The organism is Alteromonas sp. KUL49 (genome assembly GCF_006538345.1).
GTDB lineage: Bacteria > Pseudomonadota > Gammaproteobacteria > Enterobacterales > Alteromonadaceae > Alteromonas.
This window is the reverse complement of the sequence record NZ_BJKL01000003.1, coordinates 108,054-129,746: the sequence shown is the minus strand read 5'-3', so window position 1 is coordinate 129,746 and position 21,693 is coordinate 108,054. Positions and strand designations below refer to the sequence as shown.

The 21,693-nt window shown below is 42.5% G+C and carries 22 protein-coding genes; 20 read left to right on the top strand and 2 right to left on the bottom strand.

Annotation, left to right across the window (positions count from 1 at the left end):
• The gene (locus EYS00_RS06275; RefSeq protein ID WP_130635713.1) at positions 1-1,896 is read left to right on the top strand and encodes a hypothetical protein; all 1,896 of its coding nucleotides are present in this window, start codon (positions 1-3) and stop codon (positions 1,894-1,896) included.
• A 33-nt stretch (positions 1,897-1,929) separates the two neighbouring features.
• Here the strand turns inward: EYS00_RS06275 and hda are convergent, their stop codons facing one another.
• Together hda and EYS00_RS06265 are read right to left on the bottom strand one after the other, a co-directional pair.
• A complete protein-coding gene (gene hda, locus EYS00_RS06270; protein WP_130635712.1) occupies positions 1,930-2,667 on the bottom strand; it encodes a DnaA regulatory inactivator Hda in 738 nt (245 codons plus the stop codon).
• A gap of 9 nt (positions 2,668-2,676) precedes the next feature.
• Positions 2,677-4,173 carry a DUF2066 domain-containing protein gene (locus tag EYS00_RS06265; RefSeq protein WP_165399329.1) on the bottom strand — a complete coding sequence of 499 codons (1,497 nt, stop codon included), beginning with the start codon at positions 4,171-4,173 and terminating at the stop codon, positions 2,677-2,679.
• Positions 4,174-4,363: 190 nt separating this feature from the next.
• On the opposite strand from EYS00_RS06265, the gene purM reads away from it, so the two are divergent.
• The 19 genes from purM to EYS00_RS06170 all read left to right on the top strand — a co-directional run bounded on the left by purM (position 4,364) and on the right by EYS00_RS06170 (position 21,482).
• Positions 4,364-5,404 carry a phosphoribosylformylglycinamidine cyclo-ligase gene (gene purM / locus EYS00_RS06260; protein ID WP_130635710.1) on the top strand — a complete coding sequence of 347 codons (1,041 nt, stop codon included), beginning with the start codon at positions 4,364-4,366 and terminating at the stop codon, positions 5,402-5,404.
• Positions 5,401-6,048, top strand: coding sequence for a phosphoribosylglycinamide formyltransferase (gene purN / locus EYS00_RS06255; RefSeq protein WP_130635709.1), 648 nt, complete (start codon positions 5,401-5,403; stop codon positions 6,046-6,048). The genes purM and purN overlap by 4 nt, the downstream gene beginning before the upstream one ends.
• The gene (locus EYS00_RS06250; protein ID WP_130635708.1) at positions 6,008-6,748 is read left to right on the top strand and encodes a DUF3108 domain-containing protein; all 741 of its coding nucleotides are present in this window, start codon (positions 6,008-6,010) and stop codon (positions 6,746-6,748) included. Before purN ends, EYS00_RS06250 begins: the two co-directional genes overlap by 41 nt.
• A 311-nt stretch (positions 6,749-7,059) precedes the next feature.
• Positions 7,060-9,519 carry an acyl-CoA dehydrogenase FadE gene (gene fadE, locus EYS00_RS06245; RefSeq protein WP_130635707.1) on the top strand — a complete coding sequence of 820 codons (2,460 nt, stop codon included), beginning with the start codon at positions 7,060-7,062 and terminating at the stop codon, positions 9,517-9,519.
• Positions 9,520-9,709: 190 nt separating this feature from the next.
• Positions 9,710-10,441, top strand: a complete 732-nt coding sequence (locus EYS00_RS06240; RefSeq protein ID WP_130635706.1) for a glutathione peroxidase — start codon at positions 9,710-9,712, stop codon at positions 10,439-10,441.
• Between the two features lie 607 nt (positions 10,442-11,048).
• Positions 11,049-11,453, top strand: coding sequence for a hypothetical protein (locus EYS00_RS06235; protein WP_130635705.1), 405 nt, complete (start codon positions 11,049-11,051; stop codon positions 11,451-11,453).
• Positions 11,454-11,683: 230 nt separating this feature from the next.
• Positions 11,684-11,968, top strand: coding sequence for a hypothetical protein (locus EYS00_RS20675; protein WP_141252467.1), 285 nt, complete (start codon positions 11,684-11,686; stop codon positions 11,966-11,968).
• Between the two features lie 121 nt (positions 11,969-12,089).
• Complete coding sequence (locus tag EYS00_RS06225; RefSeq protein WP_130635704.1) at positions 12,090-12,536, top strand: hypothetical protein; 447 nt, start codon at positions 12,090-12,092, stop codon at positions 12,534-12,536.
• 122 nt (positions 12,537-12,658) lie between these two features.
• Positions 12,659-13,012: a DUF6547 family protein gene (locus EYS00_RS06220; RefSeq protein WP_130635703.1), complete on the top strand. Its 354-nt coding sequence runs from the start codon at positions 12,659-12,661 to the stop codon at positions 13,010-13,012.
• Positions 13,013-13,129: 117 nt separating this feature from the next.
• The gene (locus EYS00_RS06215; protein ID WP_130635702.1) at positions 13,130-14,326 is read left to right on the top strand and encodes a DUF3800 domain-containing protein; all 1,197 of its coding nucleotides are present in this window, start codon (positions 13,130-13,132) and stop codon (positions 14,324-14,326) included.
• 88 nt (positions 14,327-14,414) lie between these two features.
• Positions 14,415-15,545, top strand: a complete 1,131-nt coding sequence (locus tag EYS00_RS06210) for a DUF3800 domain-containing protein (protein WP_130635701.1) — start codon at positions 14,415-14,417, stop codon at positions 15,543-15,545.
• A 108-nt stretch (positions 15,546-15,653) separates the two neighbouring features.
• Complete coding sequence (locus tag EYS00_RS06205) at positions 15,654-16,514, top strand: hypothetical protein (protein WP_130635700.1); 861 nt, start codon at positions 15,654-15,656, stop codon at positions 16,512-16,514.
• 107 nt (positions 16,515-16,621) lie between these two features.
• On the top strand, positions 16,622-17,479 hold the full coding sequence (locus tag EYS00_RS06200; RefSeq protein WP_130635699.1) for a DUF2806 domain-containing protein: 858 nt from the start codon (positions 16,622-16,624) through the stop codon (positions 17,477-17,479).
• A gap of 97 nt (positions 17,480-17,576) precedes the next feature.
• Entirely contained in the window at positions 17,577-18,143 is a 567-nt protein-coding gene (locus EYS00_RS06195; protein ID WP_130635698.1) for a hypothetical protein, read from the top strand.
• A gap of 558 nt (positions 18,144-18,701) precedes the next feature.
• Positions 18,702-19,190: a hypothetical protein gene (locus EYS00_RS06190; RefSeq protein ID WP_130635697.1), complete on the top strand. Its 489-nt coding sequence runs from the start codon at positions 18,702-18,704 to the stop codon at positions 19,188-19,190.
• A gap of 84 nt (positions 19,191-19,274) precedes the next feature.
• Complete coding sequence (locus EYS00_RS06185) at positions 19,275-19,664, top strand: hypothetical protein (RefSeq protein WP_130635696.1); 390 nt, start codon at positions 19,275-19,277, stop codon at positions 19,662-19,664.
• Positions 19,665-20,072: 408 nt separating this feature from the next.
• The gene (locus EYS00_RS06180) at positions 20,073-20,393 is read left to right on the top strand and encodes a hypothetical protein (RefSeq protein ID WP_130635695.1); all 321 of its coding nucleotides are present in this window, start codon (positions 20,073-20,075) and stop codon (positions 20,391-20,393) included.
• A gap of 117 nt (positions 20,394-20,510) precedes the next feature.
• Positions 20,511-20,960, top strand: a complete 450-nt coding sequence (locus tag EYS00_RS06175) for a hypothetical protein (protein ID WP_130635694.1) — start codon at positions 20,511-20,513, stop codon at positions 20,958-20,960.
• Positions 20,961-21,089: 129 nt separating this feature from the next.
• A complete protein-coding gene (locus EYS00_RS06170) occupies positions 21,090-21,482 on the top strand; it encodes a hypothetical protein (RefSeq protein WP_130635693.1) in 393 nt (130 codons plus the stop codon).
• Positions 21,483-21,693: the final 211 nt, after the last annotated feature.

Genomic DNA, 21,693 nt, shown 5'->3' with positions numbered 1-21,693 from the left:
ATGATGCGGTACACAATTGTTGGTTTGATCACCCTTCTCGCGGGTTGTGGCGGGGGCTCAAGTAGTAACAACAATGAGGTGCCAATTCCTTCTGAGCCTCCACAGCTCATCATCGTTGGCGCAGAATCTATTCCGTTGGGTGATTCTGTTGCCTTTGCTACATTAGCTGACACCGGGGAAAACATAACGTCTATTGCATGGGAATCAACGTCACCCAGCGTTACGTCGTTAAGTTCACATACGCAAGTGTTTGCGTTTGATGCCTCTCAAGTAGGCGACTACACCATTACTGCTACTGCCACATTAGAAAGTGGTGCATCTGTTGAAGCAGAACAGTCATTTAGCATCATTGAAGAGGGTGCTCCCGATGCCATCATTCGCAGAGGGCATGAGGCGTCCGAAGGTAACCGCGTTTCACTGAGGGTTTACGCAAACCCGTTAAAAGTGGATGACGTGTCGAGTATAAGCTGGACGCAACGAAGCGGCCCAACGCCGGTCAACGTGAGTTACAGCAGCGGTCTACCCTACACCATTTATTTTGAAGCCCCACGGGTAACTCAAGATCAAGTGATCGAATACCAAGCAGATATTACTTACAGTGACGGAACTCAAGGCACTGACACCACATTAGTACTTGTAAAAAGTACAGATATTGATACGTCCGGCTTTATGTATGCGTTAAATAATGATGGTACCGAGACAGTAACCTCACACATGCAGGCTTATATTGAAAATAGCCCTTATGCGAATGCACTAGACCAATGTGTATACAACAACACGGTAAAAGACAGCTGCGCTTTCTCAACTCTTCCCTTGTTAGGTCAGGACACAGAGTCACCGACCATAGATGATGTTTTGAATAGAACATATGTTTCTCACCCTTGGATGGGTGACGCGTTTAAAGACTACCTAATGACGTCACCCAGTGGCGATGACATGCTCTCGCTGTTGCGTGCAACGACAGCTGTAGTGATTTCTTATGATATTCGCCCGTCTTTCTATTGGACGGCAACAGGGGCAATTTATCTAGATGCAAACAACTTTTGGCGAACGCCAGAAGAACGAGACACAGTAAACACACGACCTGACTATCGCTCTGGGTTTGGTTCAGAACTGGCTTACGACACAACCTGGCGTTATGTTCGCGATGGCGCTTATTACTACCCTCAACCAGGAACTCAAGCTGAAAATAGAGCAACGAGAACAAGAGAAGGTGTTGAAGCTGCCCTCACCTGGCTGCTTTACCATGAACTTGCCCATGCAAATGATTATTTTGATTACACTCGTTGGTCACAAATTTCCATGAGCGAATCCCCCCTTTCGTATACCAACAACAATGGTTACTCGCCGCTTTCCACGGGGTTAGATCGAGTATTTCCGTTAACATCGAGTCAGCTTCATGCCCTTGCTCGCGTGATGTATCGAGGTGAATCGGCATCGTCTACACAACGGGGATATACAGCGTCTCAAGTTGCCCAATGGTTCACCGAAGACAATGCAGTATCTTTCTACTCATACCACACAGAGAGAGAGGATTTTGCCACACTGGTTGAACGCTTCATGATGTTGTATCGCATGGGAGTGAGTTCTGATGCCGCAGTATTCACCCAGCAAACGATTGAAGACGGAGATTATGAGGTCACTTGGGCACAACGGGACAGAGTGAATGATCCGTCGATCCAATCAAGGGTTAATTATGCGGTTAGTCGAGTTCTTCCCACGCTAAACGTACCATCCATCCAAAATAGCTTGCCAGACCCTGTTGATTTCCCTGCGGGCGCTCCGTGGTTTGATACGTTAACCCTATCGGAAGGCCGTTCAGTTGTTCCCAGTATCGAATTGAACGCTACTCAAAAGGCAGAGCTTTTTGAACAGGTGCGTCAATCACATGAATAGTGGCAGCACAGAGAATAGATACAACAAAGTGAGTTAAGGCAGGTTTAGCTCTCGCTTCACCATAGCAACCGATAATTTCTTCTGTTCTTGTAGTGAGCGACTGTCTAATCGGTCGAGAAGACTGACCAAATTAGTAATAGTACGGTCACTGTGATGAAGCAAAAACTGTAATGCTTGTTCTGACAGTGACAAGCCTTTCTGAGAAGCTCGTAACCTCAGTGCCTTTTCTCTTCCCTCGTCATTGAGTGGCTTCAAATGATAAGTCACTCCCCAAGACAAACGAGAAGCCAAGTCAGGTAGTACAAAATCAACAGGCATATCAGTCATTCGCTGGGTGCAAATAACAAGTGAATTACTCTTCTCAATTACCTTGTTGAATAAATCGAAGAGCGCCTCTTCCCAAAGTGGATCCCCTGCCACACTATCAATATTATCGAGGCAAATGACAGGTAATGACTCTAATCCCTCCAATACGGAAGGGACCCATTGGCTAGCATCATCTAAGTTCAAATAAAGATGGGCTATTTCAGCACGCGCCAACCTGTGACACACGGAAAACAATAGGTGACTCTTGCCAGTGGCCGCGCCGCCACGAAGCAATACCATGGGCATAGAAAGGGATTGTAGATCGAGGTGTTCATTGCCATTTGAGGCGTGACTCAGACTTTGAGTGATGCGTTTTAACACATTCACCGCTTCACCATTCACTCCCTCAACAAAACTATTGAAGGTTTCGTGAACAGGTAATGAGACAGGAAGCGGTAATTGCATAATCTACTATCAAGGGTTCCAATAAAATGCCCGCTGTAACTCATCCTGTTGGGCACTTTCATTAACGGGAACCAATTGCGAATCCAACAAGATGGTTGTGATGAAGTCTTGCACATCCCCCAACAAAACAAGGTCGAAGCTTGCCACAGAGCCTTGTTGCTGTGTCAGCACCACGGATTCAATTAAGCTGAAGGTTGAAAGGTAATTCACTATAGCGACGTAGTTCTCAATACTACTGATATTCGCTACTGAGATTGACAGTGAAGATCGAGCAATGTCAGCATCGGCATGCGATACCGTATACTGAACCGCAATATCATCGGCGTACTGGTTCACAAATCGGCTAATCATTTGCTCAGGCGAGTTTCCGTAGATTTTCCCTTCAACAACACCCGACTGAGACATGATCATAAAGTCAAAACCATAGTCGCCACTGGTCTCACGCTCGGCATAATAATCAAACTCTTCGTTTGAAAACGCGCTTCCTCTTGTTACTTGCTCTTCCGATTCGTAAGCCTGAATATCACTGTTTGAATAATCAATATCGTTTAAAAAACTGGGCAGTGATTCTTCTGAGGTTTCTTCAGCCGCGCTATTGGCGCCCTCTTGCTCAGCTAAAATTTCGTCTAATAGCATATCCAGTGACGATAATTCGGCTTCTCCATTTGATGGGTTGTCTGACACTGTTTCGAGCACTTCCTCGCTTGAGTCAGCGGTTGGCGATTCCTGAGACAATGCCTCTTCTAACAATCGCTCTGCATCTTCAAGGCTTAGTGATGAACCTTGACCTTGTGGTTCATCGACTGGCGTCTCATTGTCTTGCTCAGGAATGATTACTTCTTCTGCACGGTTAGGATATAACCTAGCGGCAATGATGGTATCTGCTCCGTACGTCAAAGACGCAGATTTAATACGAGCACCGAAACGCCCCCATACATCGTAGAGCAACGCAGAGTTATCATTGGCTTCACTAACAGAGGCTAATTCAACAGGCAAGCCACGGTAGTCCGCCACTTCATCTATCGCTGTTTTCAGTGGATGCTCAGAGTCGTTACTCACAAGCTGTCTTCCGGCGTCATCTTGTATGGCTAACCAAAAAAGAGTTTCGGGTCGCCGACTCTCCCATATAGAAAGGTTTTGTTCGCGGAGAATGTTCGACACTCTCTCTTCGTCAAACTCTGCAACGTAAAATATCTTGCCCTCATCGAACGAGAAACGGTAAGAGCGTAAATATTGTTCTGGAGAACGCACAGCCGAGCGCACTGCGCCGTTATCTAACACGGCTTGAGTGCCAGACATTTTCACGAAAACACGAGACAATGCTTCTCTCATTGCCCGTTGTGTCGTTGATTGCCCTTGGTCTTGTACCTCTACGGCAGCGGTGTTCACCTCAACCAAGGTGGCACTATGAGCGAGCCTGCCGAAACAAAGGGTTGCAACGAAGAGTAATAGCAACGGAGCCTTGTTAAGCCCACCTTGGCGTATTAAAGCATTTATGATCAGCACGTTACCTAGACTCTTTATCCTGAAGAACAATTTTAAGTTTGCACTATTGTCTGACAAAACTAGGCATATTTCATCCACTAATTACATGCGTCGTTATTTATTGTCGAGAATAGTCGATAAGGCAATTGGACTTAGTGTTACATGCTGGTAGAATCCGCGTTTTTCCACCTCTTAGTTCTAGGGCGCAACCGTGAGCGAAAACAAAACCTCGTTAAGTTACAAAGATGCTGGTGTTGATATTGATGCCGGAAACCAACTTGTTGAACGGATTAAATCTGTTACCAAAAGGACTCACCGTCCAGAAGTCAAAGGCAATTTAGGTGGTTTTGGTGCATTGTGCTCGCTTCCTACAAAGTACAAAAACCCGCTTCTTGTATCGGGTACTGACGGTGTAGGTACTAAGCTTCGTGTAGCTATGGACGCAGGTCGCCACGATGGTGTTGGTATTGATCTTGTAGCAATGTGTGTCAATGACCTCATTGTTCAAGGCGCTGAGCCGCTATTTTTCCTAGACTACTACGCCACAGGTAAACTTGATGTTGACGTTGCGGCATCGGTTGTTGCTGGTATTGGTGATGGTTGTGAGCAGAGCAACTGTGCACTTATTGGCGGTGAAACAGCTGAAATGCCGGGTATGTATCACGATGGCGATTACGACATTGCTGGTTTCTGTGTTGGTGTGGTCGAAGCTGATAAAGTCATTGACGGTACCAAAGTTAAACCAGGGCAAAAGCTAATTGCACTCGGTTCGTCAGGGCCACACTCAAATGGTTACTCATTGATCCGCAAAGTACTTGAAGTGAGTGATGCAGATGTTAATGCTGATCTTGACGGAAAGCCGCTAATTGACCATTTATTAGCGCCTACACGCATTTACGTAAAATCTGTCCTCGCACTTCTTGAAGAAGTTGAAGTGAGTGCGATCTCTCACATTACTGGCGGTGGCTTCTGGGAAAACATTCCTCGCGTACTGCCAGACGATGCCAAAGTAGTGATTGATGCGTCTAGCTGGCAATGGCCTACTGTGTTCAACTGGCTACAAGAACAAGGCAACGTTGAAACACACGAAATGTATCGTACTTTTAACTGTGGTGTTGGCCTGGTTATCGTTGTTGACGAAGAGAATGTTGAACAATCCCTCGAAATTCTAACCGCACACGGTGAGAATGCCTGGGTCATTGGTGACATTGAAGCCAAAGACGGTAACGAACAAGTTGAGATCAACGAGTGAGCAGCAAATCTAAACTATGCGTTCTGATTTCCGGAAATGGAAGTAACCTGCAGGCCATTATCGATCATATCGATGATGGCAAGCTAAACGCTGAAATCAGTCTAGTCATCAGTAACAAACCCAATGCCTATGGTTTGACTCGTGCAGAAAACGCAGGCATTCGTCATCTCTGTTTAGACCACTCACAGTATGAAGACAGAGAGAGTTACGACCAAGCGCTAGCAGACACTTTAAGCCAAGAAAACCCAGACTGTATCGTGCTTGCAGGGTTTATGCGTATTTTAACGCCAGAATTCGTCAACAAATTTTCTGGAAAGTTATTGAACATTCATCCATCTTTATTGCCGAAGTACAAAGGTCTGAATACGCATCAACGGGCCATCGACAACGGTGATGAAGAGCACGGCGTGAGCGTGCATTTTGTGACACCAGAGTTGGATGGCGGCCCAGTAATTATTCAAAGCCGAGTGCCTATCTTTGAAGAAGATACCGCAGGAGAGCTAGCAGAGCGTGTTCAGGAACAAGAACGCCGCATTTACCCATTGGTACTAGAATGGGTATGTGATGGAAGGCTAACCATGCGAGATAACAAGGCCATATTAGATGACAATCCGCTTCCTGAGTCAGGCTACGCAAGTGAATAAAAACAAAGTACTAGGCTGTTTACTCAGCTTAGTACTTTTTCTCCCCACATTAGCATCTGCACAAGGCAATCCATTTACCCCCTATTCCGCTGAGTACACAGCCTTCAAATGGGGAGATGATGTTGGTACGGCTAAAATAGAACTCAGCCAGTTGTCTGAGTCTCAATACTCCCTTACTTACGCCTCAAAGGTGTCTAAGTTTTTCCTTTCTGACAAAAGAAACGAACATTCCGTTTTTAGCCTGTTAGAAGGTGAGATTATTCCCAACGAATATCACTACTCTCGTCGTGGTACGGGAAAAAATAAATCGTTGGATGTGAATTTTGACGCCACAGAACCTGCAACCATCGTCGTAAAAGATGGTGATAATCACCCTTGGAACGGTCAGCTAGATAATCAACTATACCGACTGTTTATCGCTCATGGCCTAGCCGAAGGCGAAGACACAGTTGCATACGACTATATCAATTCTCGTGGTCAATTACGCTCGCAAACCGTGTCAGTGATTGGAGAAGAAACGCTTCAAGTTCCCTTTGGTGAACTAGACACAATCAAGGTAAAAATAAACCGCAAGAACAGCACCCGAGAAACCTTCGCTTGGTTTGCACCATCACTGAACTACACCTTAGTACGCCTACAACAGTTTAAAGACGGCGACGAGCAAGGTGATATTCAACTAAAACACTACATACCCAAATAGTGAATTTCGTCATTTCATGCCTCTTAACGAGGCATGATTCTTAGTAGGATCTTGCACTAGTTTCATTAACATTCTGTTGCCATACCGCTATTAGTACGCTCAACAGACTGCCCGCCAGACCTTATCAGCTAACGATTGTACGCTCAAAATATTACGCGTTCTTCATGTAAAAACCTTGATCTTTGCCTCCTCACCCGTTACTTTTCAGTTCTGGTCAGACCTCACACGAGTTAGTGCGCAGGATCGCGTTCTTTCGACCACAATGTAGAGACGGCCACGTGTTGCAGATAACGCCTTTTCAGGAGTGATGTATGGCAGATTTAATTTGGTTTTTAATTGTTATTGGTTTACTGGCAGCCGCTAGTTACCAACGCGCTAGCCTAATAACTACGGCAAGCATTGGTGCAGGAGCAATGTTCCTAGGCACTATCTTTGGAGATATTGGGTTTCTGGGGTGGTTAGTATACGCCGTGGTATTCGTACCGTTTTTAGTTACCTCAATACGCCATCAATACATAACACAACCGCTTTTGGCATTTTACAAAAAGGTAATGCCAGAAATGTCACGCACCGAACAAGAGGCCATTGATGCCGGTACAGTGTGGTGGGACGGTGATATTTTCAGCGGTAAACCAGATTGGGAAAAGCTACATCGCATTCCAAAGGGTAGACTGACCCAAGAAGAACAAGCGTTTCTAGACGGTCCAGTGGAGCGCGTCTGTAACATGGTCGACGAGTGGCAGATTAACCATCAAGACGCAGACCTACCACCAGAAATGTGGGACTACCTAAAAGAACACAAATTCTTCGCCATGATCATCAAAAAAGAATACGGCGGATTAGAGTTTTCAGCATTTGCACAGTCTCGCGTACTTCAAAAACTCTCTGGCGCGAACGCGGTACTATCGAGCACAGTAGGTGTACCCAACTCGCTTGGGCCAGGTGAATTATTGCAGCACTATGGTACCAAGGAACAACAAGACCATTACTTACCGCGTTTAGCCGCGGGTGATGAAATCCCTTGTTTTGCACTGACTGGCCCTGAAGCGGGATCTGACGCAGGTGCAATTCCTGACACAGGTGTGGTGTGCAAAGGTGAATTCAACGGTGAAGAAGTACTGGGTATGCGACTCAACTTTGATAAGCGCTACATTACCCTAGCCCCTGTTGCTACCGTTATTGGATTGGCGTTTAAACTTCACGATCCCGACGGCTTACTGGGTGACGAGCCAGAGCTAGGCATTACTTGTGCGCTTATCCCTCGTGATACCAAGGGTCTAGATATTGGGCGACGTCACTTCCCATTAAATACACCGTTCCAAAATGGCCCAATTCGCGGTAAAGATATTTTTGTACCGCTAGACTTCATTATTGGTGGCGCTGACATGGCCGGTAAAGGCTGGCGTATGCTGATGGAATGTTTGTCAGTGGGCCGCTGTATTACTTTACCTTCATGCGCTGCTGGTGGTGCTAAAACAACGGCGCTTGCCACGGGTGCGTATTCACGTATTCGTCGTCAATTCAGAATTCCAGTAGGTCAAATGGAAGGCGTTGAAGAAATGCTAGCCCGCATTGGTGGTAATGCTTATTTGATGGACGGCGTTACTCGCTTCTCTACCGTGGGTGTAGATATTGGCGAAAAACCATCAGTAATTTCTGCTATCGCCAAGTATCACCTCACTGAAAAAGCCCGTCAGGTCGTTAACGACGCCATGGACGTACACGGTGGTAAAGGCGTTATGCTTGGGCCAAACAACTACTTAGGTCGTGGTTATCAAGGTATACCCATCTCTATTACGGTTGAAGGCGCAAATATCTTGACCCGTAACATGATGATTTTTGGTCAGGGTGCGATGCGCTGTCACCCATACGTACTTGACGAGATTCATGCCGCTGCCATCAAAGACAAAGAGCAAGCCCTCGAAGCATTCGATAAGGCGGTGTTCGGTCACATTGGTTTTGCGATTGCAAATACGGTACGCAGCACGTGGTTCTCAGTAACCAACGGTATGTTTAACTCTGCCCCGTTTACCGACGAAACAGCACGCTATTACAAGCTGCTAGAAGGTTATAGTGCAAACCTTGCGTTGCTCTCAGACATTTCAATGGGCGTGTTAGGTGGCGATTTGAAACGTCGCGAAAGACTCTCTGCTCGATTAGGAGACATCCTAAGCGGATTGTTTATGGCGAGTACAACACTGAAGCGTTATGACGAAGATGGTCGCTTAAAAGAAGATCTTCCATTCCTTCACTGGGCCATGCAAACCACTTTGTACGACATCGAAACGGCGATCAACGAGTTCATCACTAACTTCCCAAGCAAGCCAGTGGCTATTTACTTGAAAGTACTCGTGATGCCCTTTGGTCGACGTATCAAAAAGCCGTCAGATAAAACTGAACATGCTATTGCAACCATTTTGCAAACGCCGTCATCTGCTCGTAGCCGTTTAGGTTATGGTCAGTACATTACTAGAGAGCCGGGTAATTTGGTGGGTGATTTAGAGCAAGCACTCGACGACGTACTCGCATGCGAACCAATTTTCGATAAGATCTGTAAGCACAAACAAGAGAAGCTTCCGTTTGTTCGCTTAGATGTACTGGCAGATGAAGCACTAGAGGCCGGTATTATTACTGACGAAGAAGCAGATCTGCTGCGCAGAACCGAGATCGAGCGTCTGAATACTATCAACGTTGATGATTTCGACCATGAAGAACTGGTAGCAAAGATAAACTCCACCAGTAAGCCAGCGAAGAAAGTTAAAGCGGCTTAAAGCCTACAGCGACTCAACAATTGTGTTAGCAAAGCCACCCTCTGTAATGACGGTGGCTTTTTTCATTAATCTCTAATCTATTTTTACGAACCATTTAATGACTTTTATTCGTTTGGTATGTATTAGTTTATAAGCTATCTTTTACAAAGTTATACGCCACCCCATAATCAAAAAGACATTGGAGTCATACATGTTAGAAAACCGCGAAGGCCAGAAAATACCAAACGTTACCTTCCCTACCCGCCAAAACGATCAGTGGGTAAATGTAACCACAGATGAGATTTTTTCCGGAAAGACAGTCGTTGTTTTTTCATTACCTGGCGCATTCACACCAACATGCAGTTCAACACACCTCCCCCGCTACAATGAGCTTGCCGGTGTTCTTAAAGACAACGGTGTAGACACCATTGTATGTGTATCGGTAAACGATACTTTTGTAATGAACGCATGGGCCGCCGATCAAGAAGCTGAAAACATCACAATGATTCCTGATGGCAATGGCGAATTCACTGATGGCATGGGTATGTTAGTGGACAAAGACGACCTTGGGTTTGGTAAGCGTTCATGGCGCTACTCTATGCTGGTTAAAGACGGTGTAGTAGACAAAATGTTCATCGAACCTCAAAAGCCAGGCGACCCATTTGAGGTATCTGACGCCGATACCATGCTCAACTACATCAACCCAGAAGCAACAGTGTCTGCATCTGTGTCGCTGTTCACAAAGCCCGGCTGTACTTTCTGTGCAAAAGCAAAGGCGTTACTTACTGAAAAAGGCTTGGCTTTCGAAGAAATCGTACTTGGAAACGAGATTTCACTAACAAGTTTACGAGCAGTCACCGGTCGAGAAACCGTTCCACAAGTGTTTATCGACGGAAAACACATTGGTGGTAGTGACGATTTAGCCGAGTATTTCCAAGATTAAAGTTGAATGATAGATGGAAATTTTCCGTGTTTCCGAGAGCGTGAAAGGCGGAATTTTTCCTTTTTGTGATTTTGAATGGCTCAGAAAGGAATTTTTGGGTGATAGACGGAAAAATTCCTGTTTGTAGAGAGGAATTTTTCCTGATAATAATATTGTTATAAACCATGGCGAAATTTGGGCTTGAACTCTTTTTTCAGTAGCCAATGGTCTCTGCCTTTTCTTTTCAATTAACAGCAATTGCTCTCAAACATTCGACTGCGTAAACAATCCGCCCTTTTCGGCCTTTCTTCGCAGGTAATACAAGAACGGCTACGACCAAGTGAGTGAAAGGTTGTTTCCCAATTCTACAGTTGCTACGTCTGCGGTTACTTGTGACGGCAAATCTCTTTTGAACGTCGCTTTAGCTCAGTACGCGCCATGGCTGGTTATTAAAAACATCAAAAGCAAACTCAAGACTGCACTCTTTTCACTTGCGGCTTTTACCGTAAATCATTTATAACAAACAAATTAAGTCGTGCGCTGACGCGCACTGGGACGCATACACGGGGCCGCTGCGCGATTATAGCCCCGTGCCTGCGCCCCTTATTTGGAAGTTATATTTCTGCGTATGATTGAAAAAATAGCTCTTTTTTATTTCATTGTTTTTACTCTGTATCTTCTCATTCATATTTTTTGGAAGAGCAAAATCTCTATGATTGCATTAACTTGGTTTGGCCCGATACCACAGGAAAATGAGTCTCTTTCGGGATTTAAATTTAGAAAGTTCAAATACGCCTTTGGTTGGGTTCTTCAATTTATTTACGCTTTTTGCGTTGCATTTGGTGTAGCAAAACTCTTCCCTTGGGCTGAAAAACAAGATGCTTTCTTAGTTTTTATGTTTGGACTAACGATTGGTTTAGGTATGGCGACTCTCTCAAGTTTTGGGTTCCTAGTCTCGTATGGTAAAACCAAACTATTTGGCCCAGACCCATACTATGAACCAATCGAGGATATTTTGGACGATGAAATATAACAAAACGCTTAAGTCGCAACCCGCTGCGCGGGTCGCTGGGACAAATACACAATGCGGCTTCGCGATTATCGCATTGTGTATTTGCCCCTTAGCTTAGTGTTAGGTTTCTTCATGCATCGATTTCTTTTTTATTCTTTTTTGGGTGTATTACAAACATCTCAACTGCTTCTGAGCTATGTGGAGATCGCAACTTACTAGAGTTCAAGAGTTTGTCATACTCAAAGGGAGAAATGCATACATCAATGTATGGCAGTGTACCCAAATTACTTTCATGGAGTGAAACAGACGCGAAAGCTCTGATTTTACAGAGGCTTTATGCAAAAGAGGGGTCTAATCTTTGGGAGTTAATTGTTAGCTGCCATGATAACCAAACAATTTTTTTCTCCCTCGCCAGTGAAGGTATCGTCAACGAATATTTTAATGGGGTCATAATTTTGGAAAACTCTAAGTACTTTGCAGGTCCTTTGTCCCTTTTACCAAAAAGTACGGTTGTTATTCAGGCAGACAAGTTATGAAACCTAACAAAACGCTTAAGTCGCATCCCGCTGCGCGGGCTGCTGCGACAAATACACAATGCGGCTTCGCTATTATCGCATTGTGCATTTGCCCCTTAGCTTAGTGTTATGCCTCACGTATATGAAAAGATTTGTCGCTGTTTTTAAGATAGCAATGCTAGTTTTATTAGGGCTTCTCTCCATCAAAATGATGTATAGCTCCCCAATTACTGGCGAAACAGAAAGTGTTTCTGGGAAGAATATCGAACACTTAGATTGCCCAATTGGCAAATATGCAAAACCTTTTTTTACTATTTCAGGCAGTCAAACCAAATTCTACGTAATGAAGCTGTTCGTTCATCAAACACGATGTAACAATGATTCGGATAAAATAATCGGTAAGAATGTTTCTTTTGTTTACTTCAATAATTCAGATGGCAAGTCAGAGGTTATCCAGTTATCTTTAGACGGTAAGGCAATCTATACCGAGAGTGAATTTGTTGGCCGAAGGAAATCAATGGGTGCGTTAGTGTTTTTGGCAATTGTCGGTTATTCAATATGGCTCTTCGTTTCAAGCAAAAAGGCATAACAAAGCGCTTAAATCGCAGTTGCCTCCGGCAACCGCTGGGACGCAAACGCGATGCGGCTTCGCCATTTTCGCATTGCATTTACGCCCCTTAGCTTAGTGTTATAACTCTACGAGGAAAAACTTTGGATTCATTGGAAGAATACAAATCATTTATCGATGATGCAGTAGCAACCAGTCGCTCTATGCAGTCAAATTGGTGTCTACAAGGAAAGTACCCTGATACAGCAGAAAACTCAGAAATCAATGAGCTCCTTAGCACTCTTAATAAAAAACAATTATTAGTGCTTTCTGCAATGCTCGAACGAGCCAAAGAATCAGGAGTTCACGATTTACTCGCGTTAATACATGAAAAACAAATACTAGGTAACCTGGAAATTTACACTTCTAAAAGTAAACTTCCTGTAGAGCCGTTTGGTACAGAAATGCACTATGATTTTATAAGTAGGAAATTCGGCGATGATTGGCCCGAGTTATAACAAAACGCTCAAGTCGCAACCCGCTACGCGGGTCGCTGGGACAAATATACAATGCGGCTTCGCGATTATCGCATTGTACATTTGCCCCTTAGCTTAGTGTTAAGTGTCAAGGGTCGTATGAGCAAGAATAGTAAATCTAAGAGAGATGCCAAAAAAAAGGCGAGAAAGCATCTGCAGAACAAAAAGCAAGATTTAGCCATGCGCGAAAAGCAAAAAATCCCAACGATCTTTCTTGATGAATCAGGAAATACAGGCTCGAATCTACTTGATCCAGACCAGCCTGTTTTCACTCTATCTAGCTGTATATTTTCTGAAAAGGAATCTGAGAAGCTGCTAGCTCTTGTAGATTCCAATTCTCCACATGAAGCACATTTCAAAAATCTGAAACGGAGAAAATCAGGTCAAGATGGCATCATTAGGTTAATGAGTAGCCAGTTACTTGATACAAAAAATGTGAAAATAAACATATTTTTAAAGGAGTTCATGGTAACAACTAAGATCGTCGATCTTCTTGTCGAGCACATGCTACACCTAATGGGCGAAGACCTCTATTTAAACGGAGCGAATATCGCTCTTTCAAACATGCTTTATTACTGTTTGCCAGCATTTTGCGACAAGGATATGGTTCAATCTATGTACAAACTCTTTGTGGTAATGATTCGAGACCAAAACCAGGACGATATTGACAACTTTTACAACAGTCTTGAAAAGGTAAAAGAGTCCTCGTCTAGCGAGGATTTTAAAGAAGACATTGACTTTATTATGGCTACGAAAAATTGTATCCATGATGCTCTTAACGGAATTGACAAATTTTCCTTAGATCCATCAATACCAGCATTGTTTAGTCACTGCGCGCAATGGGGAGACGCATATCCGAGAGGTTTTCACATCATTCATGATGATTCTCATAGCATAGAAAAGCAAAGACTCTTGTTTGCACAATTTATGGACTGGACTCAGGACGAGGTGGAGCTTGGTTACGATCGAAGGAAATATAACCTCCCTCTTAAAGGAAAGTCTTTAAAGTTCGCTAGCTCCAAAGATTATTCACAAATTCAGGTAGCAGACATCATAGCTAGCTCATTTTCATACTGGGCTGCAGGAGTTAGTCGCGGCGAGACCGAGGATTACTTATTTTTAGAGCTTAACAAGCTCAATTTAGATCGGTTTATCGGCCACAATAAGATATGGCCAACAATGGATGTAACGCCAGAGGATTTAGGTACAGTGCATGATGGTGGTCTGAATGCTGCAAACTATACGCCGTTCTTTTTAGAGAAAGCCATCCCGAATCCAGATGTTGCGAACACTTAACAAGTCAATTAACTACGCGCCTTTCAGGCGCCGGACGCAGTAAAGCTGCGCCGGTTATTGAAGCGTTAAGTTGCATCGGAGAGGTTAGGTGTATTTTTATATAGATGAAAGCGGTCAGACAGGGATGGAATTGTTTGATGATAACCAGCCTTTTCTTTACTACGGTGTCTTAAGCTCTGAATATGACTTAGATGAACTGCTACTCTCTCATGTCAAAAAACTCAGAGAAAACTTAGGGGTTGAAAGGTTGCATGCTGCAGAACTAGGTAATGGTAGGCTTGTAACAATAGTAGATGACTTAGTTGAGCTTAAAGATACATATAATTTATCATTTGATTTTTATCGATTAACTAAAAAAGACCACGCAGCTTTATGCTTCTTTGATCAAGTTTTTGATCAAGGCAATAATCCAGCAGTACCATGGAATGCTTACTGGACCCCGTTAAGGTACGTTTTAGTTTCAAAAGTAAGTTATCTGTTTGATGAGGATTTATTAAAAAAAGCATGGAAAGCACGGATTGCAATTAAAAAGGCATTTGCAGAAAAGGAGCTTATTGAAGTTTGCCAAGAACTGCTTAAGCGGGTTCATTGGTTACCTGACGAGCGTTCCATAGAAATTATTACTGATGCTTTAAATTGGGCAATTATAAATCCAAGTGAAATTCATTATCACGCCACCACAAAAGAAAGCAAACTTCAGATATCTCCAAACCTTATTGGATTCCAATCGGTAATGCATGGGATTGCCACTCGTCTAGAAAATTCAAAATCAGAAGCTAAAAAAGTGGTTGTTGATAGACAATCAGAATTTAACAAAGCTCAAGAGTGGATTTCAGATTTATATCGAAATACAAAGAACTTAGAAGAGCCTATGGGATTTGGACCAGGGATGCCAATGATGGATTTAAGACATATGCCATCAGTACCTATTGAATGTACTCCCGGCACTGATAGCTCAGGTTTGGAAATAGTCGATATATATATTTGGTTGTTTAAACGTCATATGGAAGAAAAGCCACTTGCTTCAAAGTTATATCCTTTGATTCACGGCCAAGAAAATGGCATGTTTAACGAGGTGTCTCTTCAAGCATTAATGGAGCGCTGGGAGAAATGGTTCCGAGAGTTACCAGAGCCAACCCCTGAACAGATAGAAAAGGGAAAACAGCTATTGAATATGGATGAAGAAAGAAGAAAAAAGTACGTGAAGTCTGCTACTTAACAAGTTGCTCAAAAGGACGCAAAAAGCTTGGCTTGTGCTCCTTCGTCGCTAATTATAGCCAAGCTTTTCGCGCCTCTTAGCAAGGCGTTAGAGCTACAAGGGATTATCGTGCATCAAGAAACGGAAATGATAGTTTCAGCTATCGAAAGCCTGAAACAGGAGCCTAATTATTTTAAAGACTATATTTTTCCAATCGCGAGCGCATTTTTCACTGCACTCTTGGGTGCTTTTATTGCCCACATTGCACTTGGTAGACAAGAAAGCCTAAAACTAGAAAAAGACAAACTAATAGCAGCTAATAAATGGACTTTAGACGTTGAAAGAGCAAGGTCATCACTCGTTGCGATTAAAGGTAATTATCACAAACAATTGCAAGCTAACCCTATTCAGAGGTTGGCATCAATTCCTAGTATTGTAATGAAATCTGAACCTGTAGTAGAGAATTATCAAGATCTCGCTTTTATCGTCCCTTCCGAAGAAAAACATAAAAAACAAGCACACAAATGGGCACAGATTCCTAGAATTAATGCCATGATTGGAAACTACAATGCACTTTTGCATATGTGGGAAAAGAGAAATGAAATTAACGAAGCATTTAAACAAGCGATATTAAGTGCATACGGCAACAAAGCTTTTGCCAATATCACTATGCAAGACGCTGAAAAAGCTTTTGGAAGAGCGGGGTTAGTAACTTTAATCGATGTTACTGAAAGGTGTATTAAATTAACTGACCATATAATCATTGAACTCAATGATTTTTTGGAAAATTTTCCAACGTATGCCAAAACAAAGATAGATTTAAAAAGGCTAAAAAACTTTGGAAAGCTTATTAGTTATTCGAACAATGAAAATAAGATTTTACTAGAACTAATAAAACCCGAAGTTGAAGTCGATTTTTCAAGCGTACAAGTTTTATATGGTGAAAGTGTTCAAGATATAAAACAGAGACATACGACTGGTTACGAGTAGCTCTAACAAATTGCTCAAGTAGGACGCAAAAAGCTTGGATTGCGCTCCTTCGTCGCTAATTTTAGCCAAGCATTTTGCGCCTCTTAGCAAGGCGTTAGGTGTAAATAATGTCAGATCATAATTCCACATCACTAGTAAACCTTGGCGAGCTTTCTAAGCCTGCAAACACGTTAATTGAAAAGGTTTCTTCTGCACTTGGCGGAGTATTTGAGCCATGGCAGATAAAACGTGTTGCAAAGGCAGAAGCTGAGGCCAACTTGATTAAAGCAGAATCAGAAATAGAAATTACTGATTTACATCGTAGAGCAATGCACCGTTTTGTTGAAGAGGAAGCAAATCGGCAAGAGAATATGGAGGAAATAACTAAGAAATCCATCCCTCATCTTGACGAGCAATCCGACCCATCGAATATGGAAGATGATTGGGTCACAAATTTCTTCGATAAATCAAGGATTGTTTCAGATGACGAAATGCAGACTATATGGGCTAATGTTCTTGCTGGAGAGGCAAATACACCAGGCTCATTTTCTAGACGCACAGTAAATCTACTTGGTGATCTCGACAAACGAGATGCAGAACTGTTCCAAACTTTATGTAGGTTTGGGTGGGCTGTTGGGAGCTTCACTCCTTTAATCTTTGATAGCCAAGCCGCCATTTATAATGACCTAGGGATCAACTTTAACAGCCTGTCTCATTTAGATAGCCTTGGACTCATTCAATTTAATTCATTGTCAGGATTTAGCCGAAAAGGATTGCCAAAGAATTTCGCTGTAGCTTATTGTGGCCAACCTTTACCATTGGAAATTAAAAATGACCACAACAACAGATTATCCATAGGCACAGTATTACTTTCCCAGGCAGGGCAAGAGCTGGCGCAGGTTGTTCAAGCACCGGGACTGGATGGATTCTATGATTATGTAAAAGAGCAGTGGAAGGCTCATGTTCCAAATGAAGAAAATACCTAACAAGCTCATGTTGTCGGACTGGTTTTCCGCTGCGCTCCAAACCAGCCGCAAATGCGGGCGTTAGCTCCCAATCAGGAAACATCTCAGGAAAGGAAACATGAAAAAGACTATCTACATCTGGACATTTGTTTCACTTTTGGCAGCGTGCAGCTCCACGGAACCAAAAAATACCAATCACGAATCCGAAGGAAATCTCTCTCATTCCAAAAGTATTGGTTGTGAAACACTGACTAAAATATCGAGCAAGAATAATCCCGTAGATATTTTTAGCGGCTTGTATCAATGTATTGAAGCTGGTAATTATTCCACTGCAGCGGAGCTTTATTTTGTTGGTATGTCCTATGGTTATTTCGATACAGAAAGGGTTTCAGATAATACCGCGCATCAAGCTATAAGCGTTTTAAGAATGAATACTTTTGGTGCGCTGGCCCCAAAACAAGTGGAAGCATTTCAAGCTGCACTGAATAGCATTAAAACAGAAGAAATCTGTACAAGTTTGCAAAAAATAGGGCCTCCTTCTTACCAGCCAACATATATGATTCAACACGGTATGGGAGCATTCATGGGCCAAAGTTCCAATGGAGGCATAGTCAATGGCTTTGACTCAGATTCAGCATGGCAAAAATCCCTATCAACGATAGCGCAGTGCAAAATTGGAAGCTAACAAAACGCTCAAGTCGCAACCCGCTGCACGGGCTGCTGGGACAAATACACAATGCGGCTTCGACATTTTAGCATTATGCTTTTGCCCCTTTTGCTTAGTATTAGGTTTCAGTTGATTAATGAAGATTTGGTCGAAATGTCCTAAGTGTAAAACACCACAAAAGCCTCTCATGCTTCTGTTTATGAATCGGATTAGGCAGAATCGTTGTCATAATTGTAAAGTACTGTTGAGAACTGATGATGCTGTTTCATTTATATGGTTTGTTTTTTCTGTTGCTCCAATCATGTACGTTTATAAACTAAATGAGGATATTTCAGGCTGGCCTGTAATTTTCATCATTTTTTGGCTTATCTGCACGTTTATTGGTACCTGTATTTTGGTGCCTCTCGTTGAAAAAGATGAAACCTAACTAGCCGATCAAGCTCACTCGTTTCGGTCGCTGGTACCATTTCTCGTATGCGGCTCCGCGATTTTCGCCTTTAAGTAATTGCCTCGTATCGTGCGTTAGAACTACGTTTTTAATAAAGTGGATGTTTCTAAACAAGGAAGAGAAAACTTATGCTGTTAAACAAAAAAGGGATTAAGCTGGCAATTTTTCTAGTCTTTTCTATGGCAATAGCAATCTTTGTATTGCAATGGGCACAAGAAGACAGTCCAATTTTTAGACCTCTCATACAAGATATGCGCCTCGTGGATTCGGTCAAAATTGCTGACGTTTTGGATCAAGAGGAAATTCGATATTACTCTGATGTAAAAAATCACATGTTGTATGTAGACATAGCAAAGACTGAGTTAGCCAGAATCTCACTGGCAAAACATGGATTCGTAATCGACTACCCAGAAATTACAAAACATCAAGATTTAAATAAAGCATATGAAGAGTTTATAAAGCTGGAAAGACAAAAAGAGGTCTATGGTGAGCTCTGGGAGCGCCCTGAGTTTCTTCCACTCCTAAAGCTTCTTATGGGCGCTCTCACAGTAATTGTCCTCATATTGACTGTTATGCGTCCAGCTCTAAAGGCTATCTTGAATGAAGAGGATGGGTAGTTCTAATAAAACTCTCAGGTCGCAAACCGCTGCGCGAGCTGCTGGGACAAATATATTATGTGGCTAAATGTTAAGCATACACGTATGGAAGATCGATTAGCGAAATACATTATAAACGTAGCGGGAGCTTCATATCTATTAACGGGATGTCTGTTTTTGGGCATTCTATTGGCCTTTAAAGACAATCCTTTTGAAGACTCTCTTTTTGTAAAGTCACTAATTCTTTTGATCGTATACGCAATCTCACTCGTGCTGATTCATGTGAGCAAAGGTAAGTCATTGCGTTCCAAGGCAATAATGTGGAGTATTAGCATTGTGCTTCATTTGGGCATCATGGGTTATATCATTTATCAGTTTGGTGATATTGCAGCCCTAGTACTCATGTTAGCAGAGTGCGTAATATTGGCTTTACAGCTTGTAGGCATTACCAGTATTGGTTTTCAAATTTATAAAGGTGCCGAGCAAAATGCTTAACAAGTCAAAGCACGCGGACTTGGCGAAGCTGTTACCTTTTTTGTACCAAACAAGCCGCCAACTTTTTAAGGCGTTGTGCGCTAGGGAATTTATGAAATCGATTGCTGTTTTTCACGCCAAGATAATTGGCACTAAATTGGGTGTCGAAACCCATAATGGTAATGATACAGAGGTCATTTTCGCAACTTATGAACTTATAGAGAGTTTCAAAGGAACCCGCTGCACGGGCAACTAGGGTAAAACACAATTCGGCTTCGCGATTGTCACATTGTGCGTTTGCTCCTAAGCTTAGTACTATTTTTTTGGTGAGCCATGAGAATATTTTTACTAGTAATTTCTTCAGTCTTAACTAGTTCTTGTGCAGACAACAAATGTATTAGTTATTACTCTGAAAATGAAAGAGTCATCATGGCTTCAGGGAAAAACGACAATGTAGCTACCTACCTTGGTTTGGAGCAAATAAACAGTAGTACCACTTCTCAGCAAATTGAAGAGGCAATAATGAAAGCTACTAGTAGTATTATTGTCACAGAGCAGGTTTGTAGTGACTCTACTCGTATATTTTTTGATTTATATTTAAAAGGTCATGAAAACCGTAAACAGCGAAGCTTTTTTACTTTAAGTAACGGTAAGTATTCTGGCGGTCCTTTCCTCGTATTAGAAAAAGTATCGAATGCAGAACCAATAGTTATCCAAGCTGATCGTATTGAAAAAGGCGCAAAGGATTGAAACATTGAAAAAAATTAAGACACTCAATGTGTTCGCTGTGACACATACACGTGGGCTGACTCGCATTTTAGCCCTCGCGCCTGCCCCCCTTATTTAAAAATTATGTCCTAATCAGCCATGCTAAAATTTTTAAAAAATCTATTAATCAATGTTTTTGCAGTTCTAGCTATTTTTATAACTATAGCTGTTTCTATTTTTGTCATTATCGGCTTTGTTTTAAGCTCTGATTCCAGAGGTTGTATGAAGGATTCCGAAGCAGCAAACTATGTGAGATCACTAAGCCAAGATAGACTAAAAAAACTATTTGAGGATATGGATAAATATTCTGCCCGTGAAGATCTTCCTTATGCTGGATATTACGTTCATCATGAAAATGGGTTACCGCCAGAGTTCCAAGATTTAGAAATTGGTAGAGTCCGACCAAGAAGCAAAAACATAATGGTAGAAGGTTGTTTTGACCACTATTTATACCTTAGATTTCACACATCAGAGAATGGAGTAAAAACAATAACGATGCAGTATGGAGAACATGATATTGAAACAGAGGTTGTGTGGAGTTCGGAATGAAAAATAACAAAACACTTAAGTCACAGCCCGCTACGCGGGCTGATGGGACAAATACACAATGCGGCTTCTCGATTTTCGCATTGTACATTTGCCCCTTAGCTTGGTGTTAGAATTCAGGAGTAAAAATTAGTGCGCAAGGATAGAAAGCTCTTAAAGTTTGGCATATACGCTCTGACATTCATTACCTCACTTATCTACTATCACTACAGAGATACTAAAAACGAAGAAGTGCTATCATATTTAATTCAAAATACAGTATTTGGCATTGAGGGCGTAGAAACAGAACTGAAGTATCATTCGATACAACAGCAAAGCATCGTGATTAAAATTGATGCTATTGGACTGCCAGAAAAAGCATCTTACTACAAACCAGTCATACTAGCGTTTGTTTGTTCAACTCCCACGCTAAGGGGTCAATTAAACGCAGGAAAAACAATCAATTTTGATATGGCTGCACCTGACAGGCAAGAAGGCTATCACACTAATATGAAAATAGACTCTGCTCGCTGTGGTGGGCAATGATTTCTGCCAAAACGCTTACGTCGCTACCCGCTGCGCGGGCTGCTAGGACAAATACACAATGCAGCTCCGCTATTCTCGCATTCTGCTTTTGCCCCTTAGCTTAGTATTAGATGCCAATGAAGTCTGAGTCACTGTTTAACATAAAAGAATTTTTCCATCTTGCATTCTTGCTCATCGCATTTGTGTTGATGCTATTCACTTTCGATTTTTC

Bases quoted from the DNA above. Each gene is read 5' to 3' on its own strand.
- EYS00_RS06275 (WP_130635713.1), top strand. From the start codon at position 1: ATGATGCGGTACACAATTGTTGGTTTGATCACCCTTCTCGCGGGTTGT.
- hda (WP_130635712.1), bottom strand. From the start codon at position 2,667: ATGCAATTACCGCTTCCTGTCTCATTACCTGTTCACGAAACCTTCAAT.
- EYS00_RS06250 (WP_130635708.1), top strand. From the start codon at position 6,008: ATGACAATCCGCTTCCTGAGTCAGGCTACGCAAGTGAATAAAAACAAA.
- fadE (WP_130635707.1), top strand. From the start codon at position 7,060: ATGGCAGATTTAATTTGGTTTTTAATTGTTATTGGTTTACTGGCAGCC.
- EYS00_RS06240 (WP_130635706.1), top strand. From the start codon at position 9,710: ATGTTAGAAAACCGCGAAGGCCAGAAAATACCAAACGTTACCTTCCCT.
- EYS00_RS06235 (WP_130635705.1), top strand. From the start codon at position 11,049: ATGATTGAAAAAATAGCTCTTTTTTATTTCATTGTTTTTACTCTGTAT.
- EYS00_RS20675 (WP_141252467.1), top strand. From the start codon at position 11,684: ATGCATACATCAATGTATGGCAGTGTACCCAAATTACTTTCATGGAGT.
- EYS00_RS06225 (WP_130635704.1), top strand. From the start codon at position 12,090: ATGAAAAGATTTGTCGCTGTTTTTAAGATAGCAATGCTAGTTTTATTA.
- EYS00_RS06215 (WP_130635702.1), top strand. From the start codon at position 13,130: ATGAGCAAGAATAGTAAATCTAAGAGAGATGCCAAAAAAAAGGCGAGA.
- EYS00_RS06200 (WP_130635699.1), top strand. From the start codon at position 16,622: ATGTCAGATCATAATTCCACATCACTAGTAAACCTTGGCGAGCTTTCT.
- EYS00_RS06195 (WP_130635698.1), top strand. From the start codon at position 17,577: ATGAAAAAGACTATCTACATCTGGACATTTGTTTCACTTTTGGCAGCG.
- EYS00_RS06190 (WP_130635697.1), top strand. From the start codon at position 18,702: ATGCTGTTAAACAAAAAAGGGATTAAGCTGGCAATTTTTCTAGTCTTT.
- EYS00_RS06185 (WP_130635696.1), top strand. From the start codon at position 19,275: ATGGAAGATCGATTAGCGAAATACATTATAAACGTAGCGGGAGCTTCA.
- EYS00_RS06180 (WP_130635695.1), top strand. From the start codon at position 20,073: ATGGCTTCAGGGAAAAACGACAATGTAGCTACCTACCTTGGTTTGGAG.
- EYS00_RS06175 (WP_130635694.1), top strand. From the start codon at position 20,511: ATGCTAAAATTTTTAAAAAATCTATTAATCAATGTTTTTGCAGTTCTA.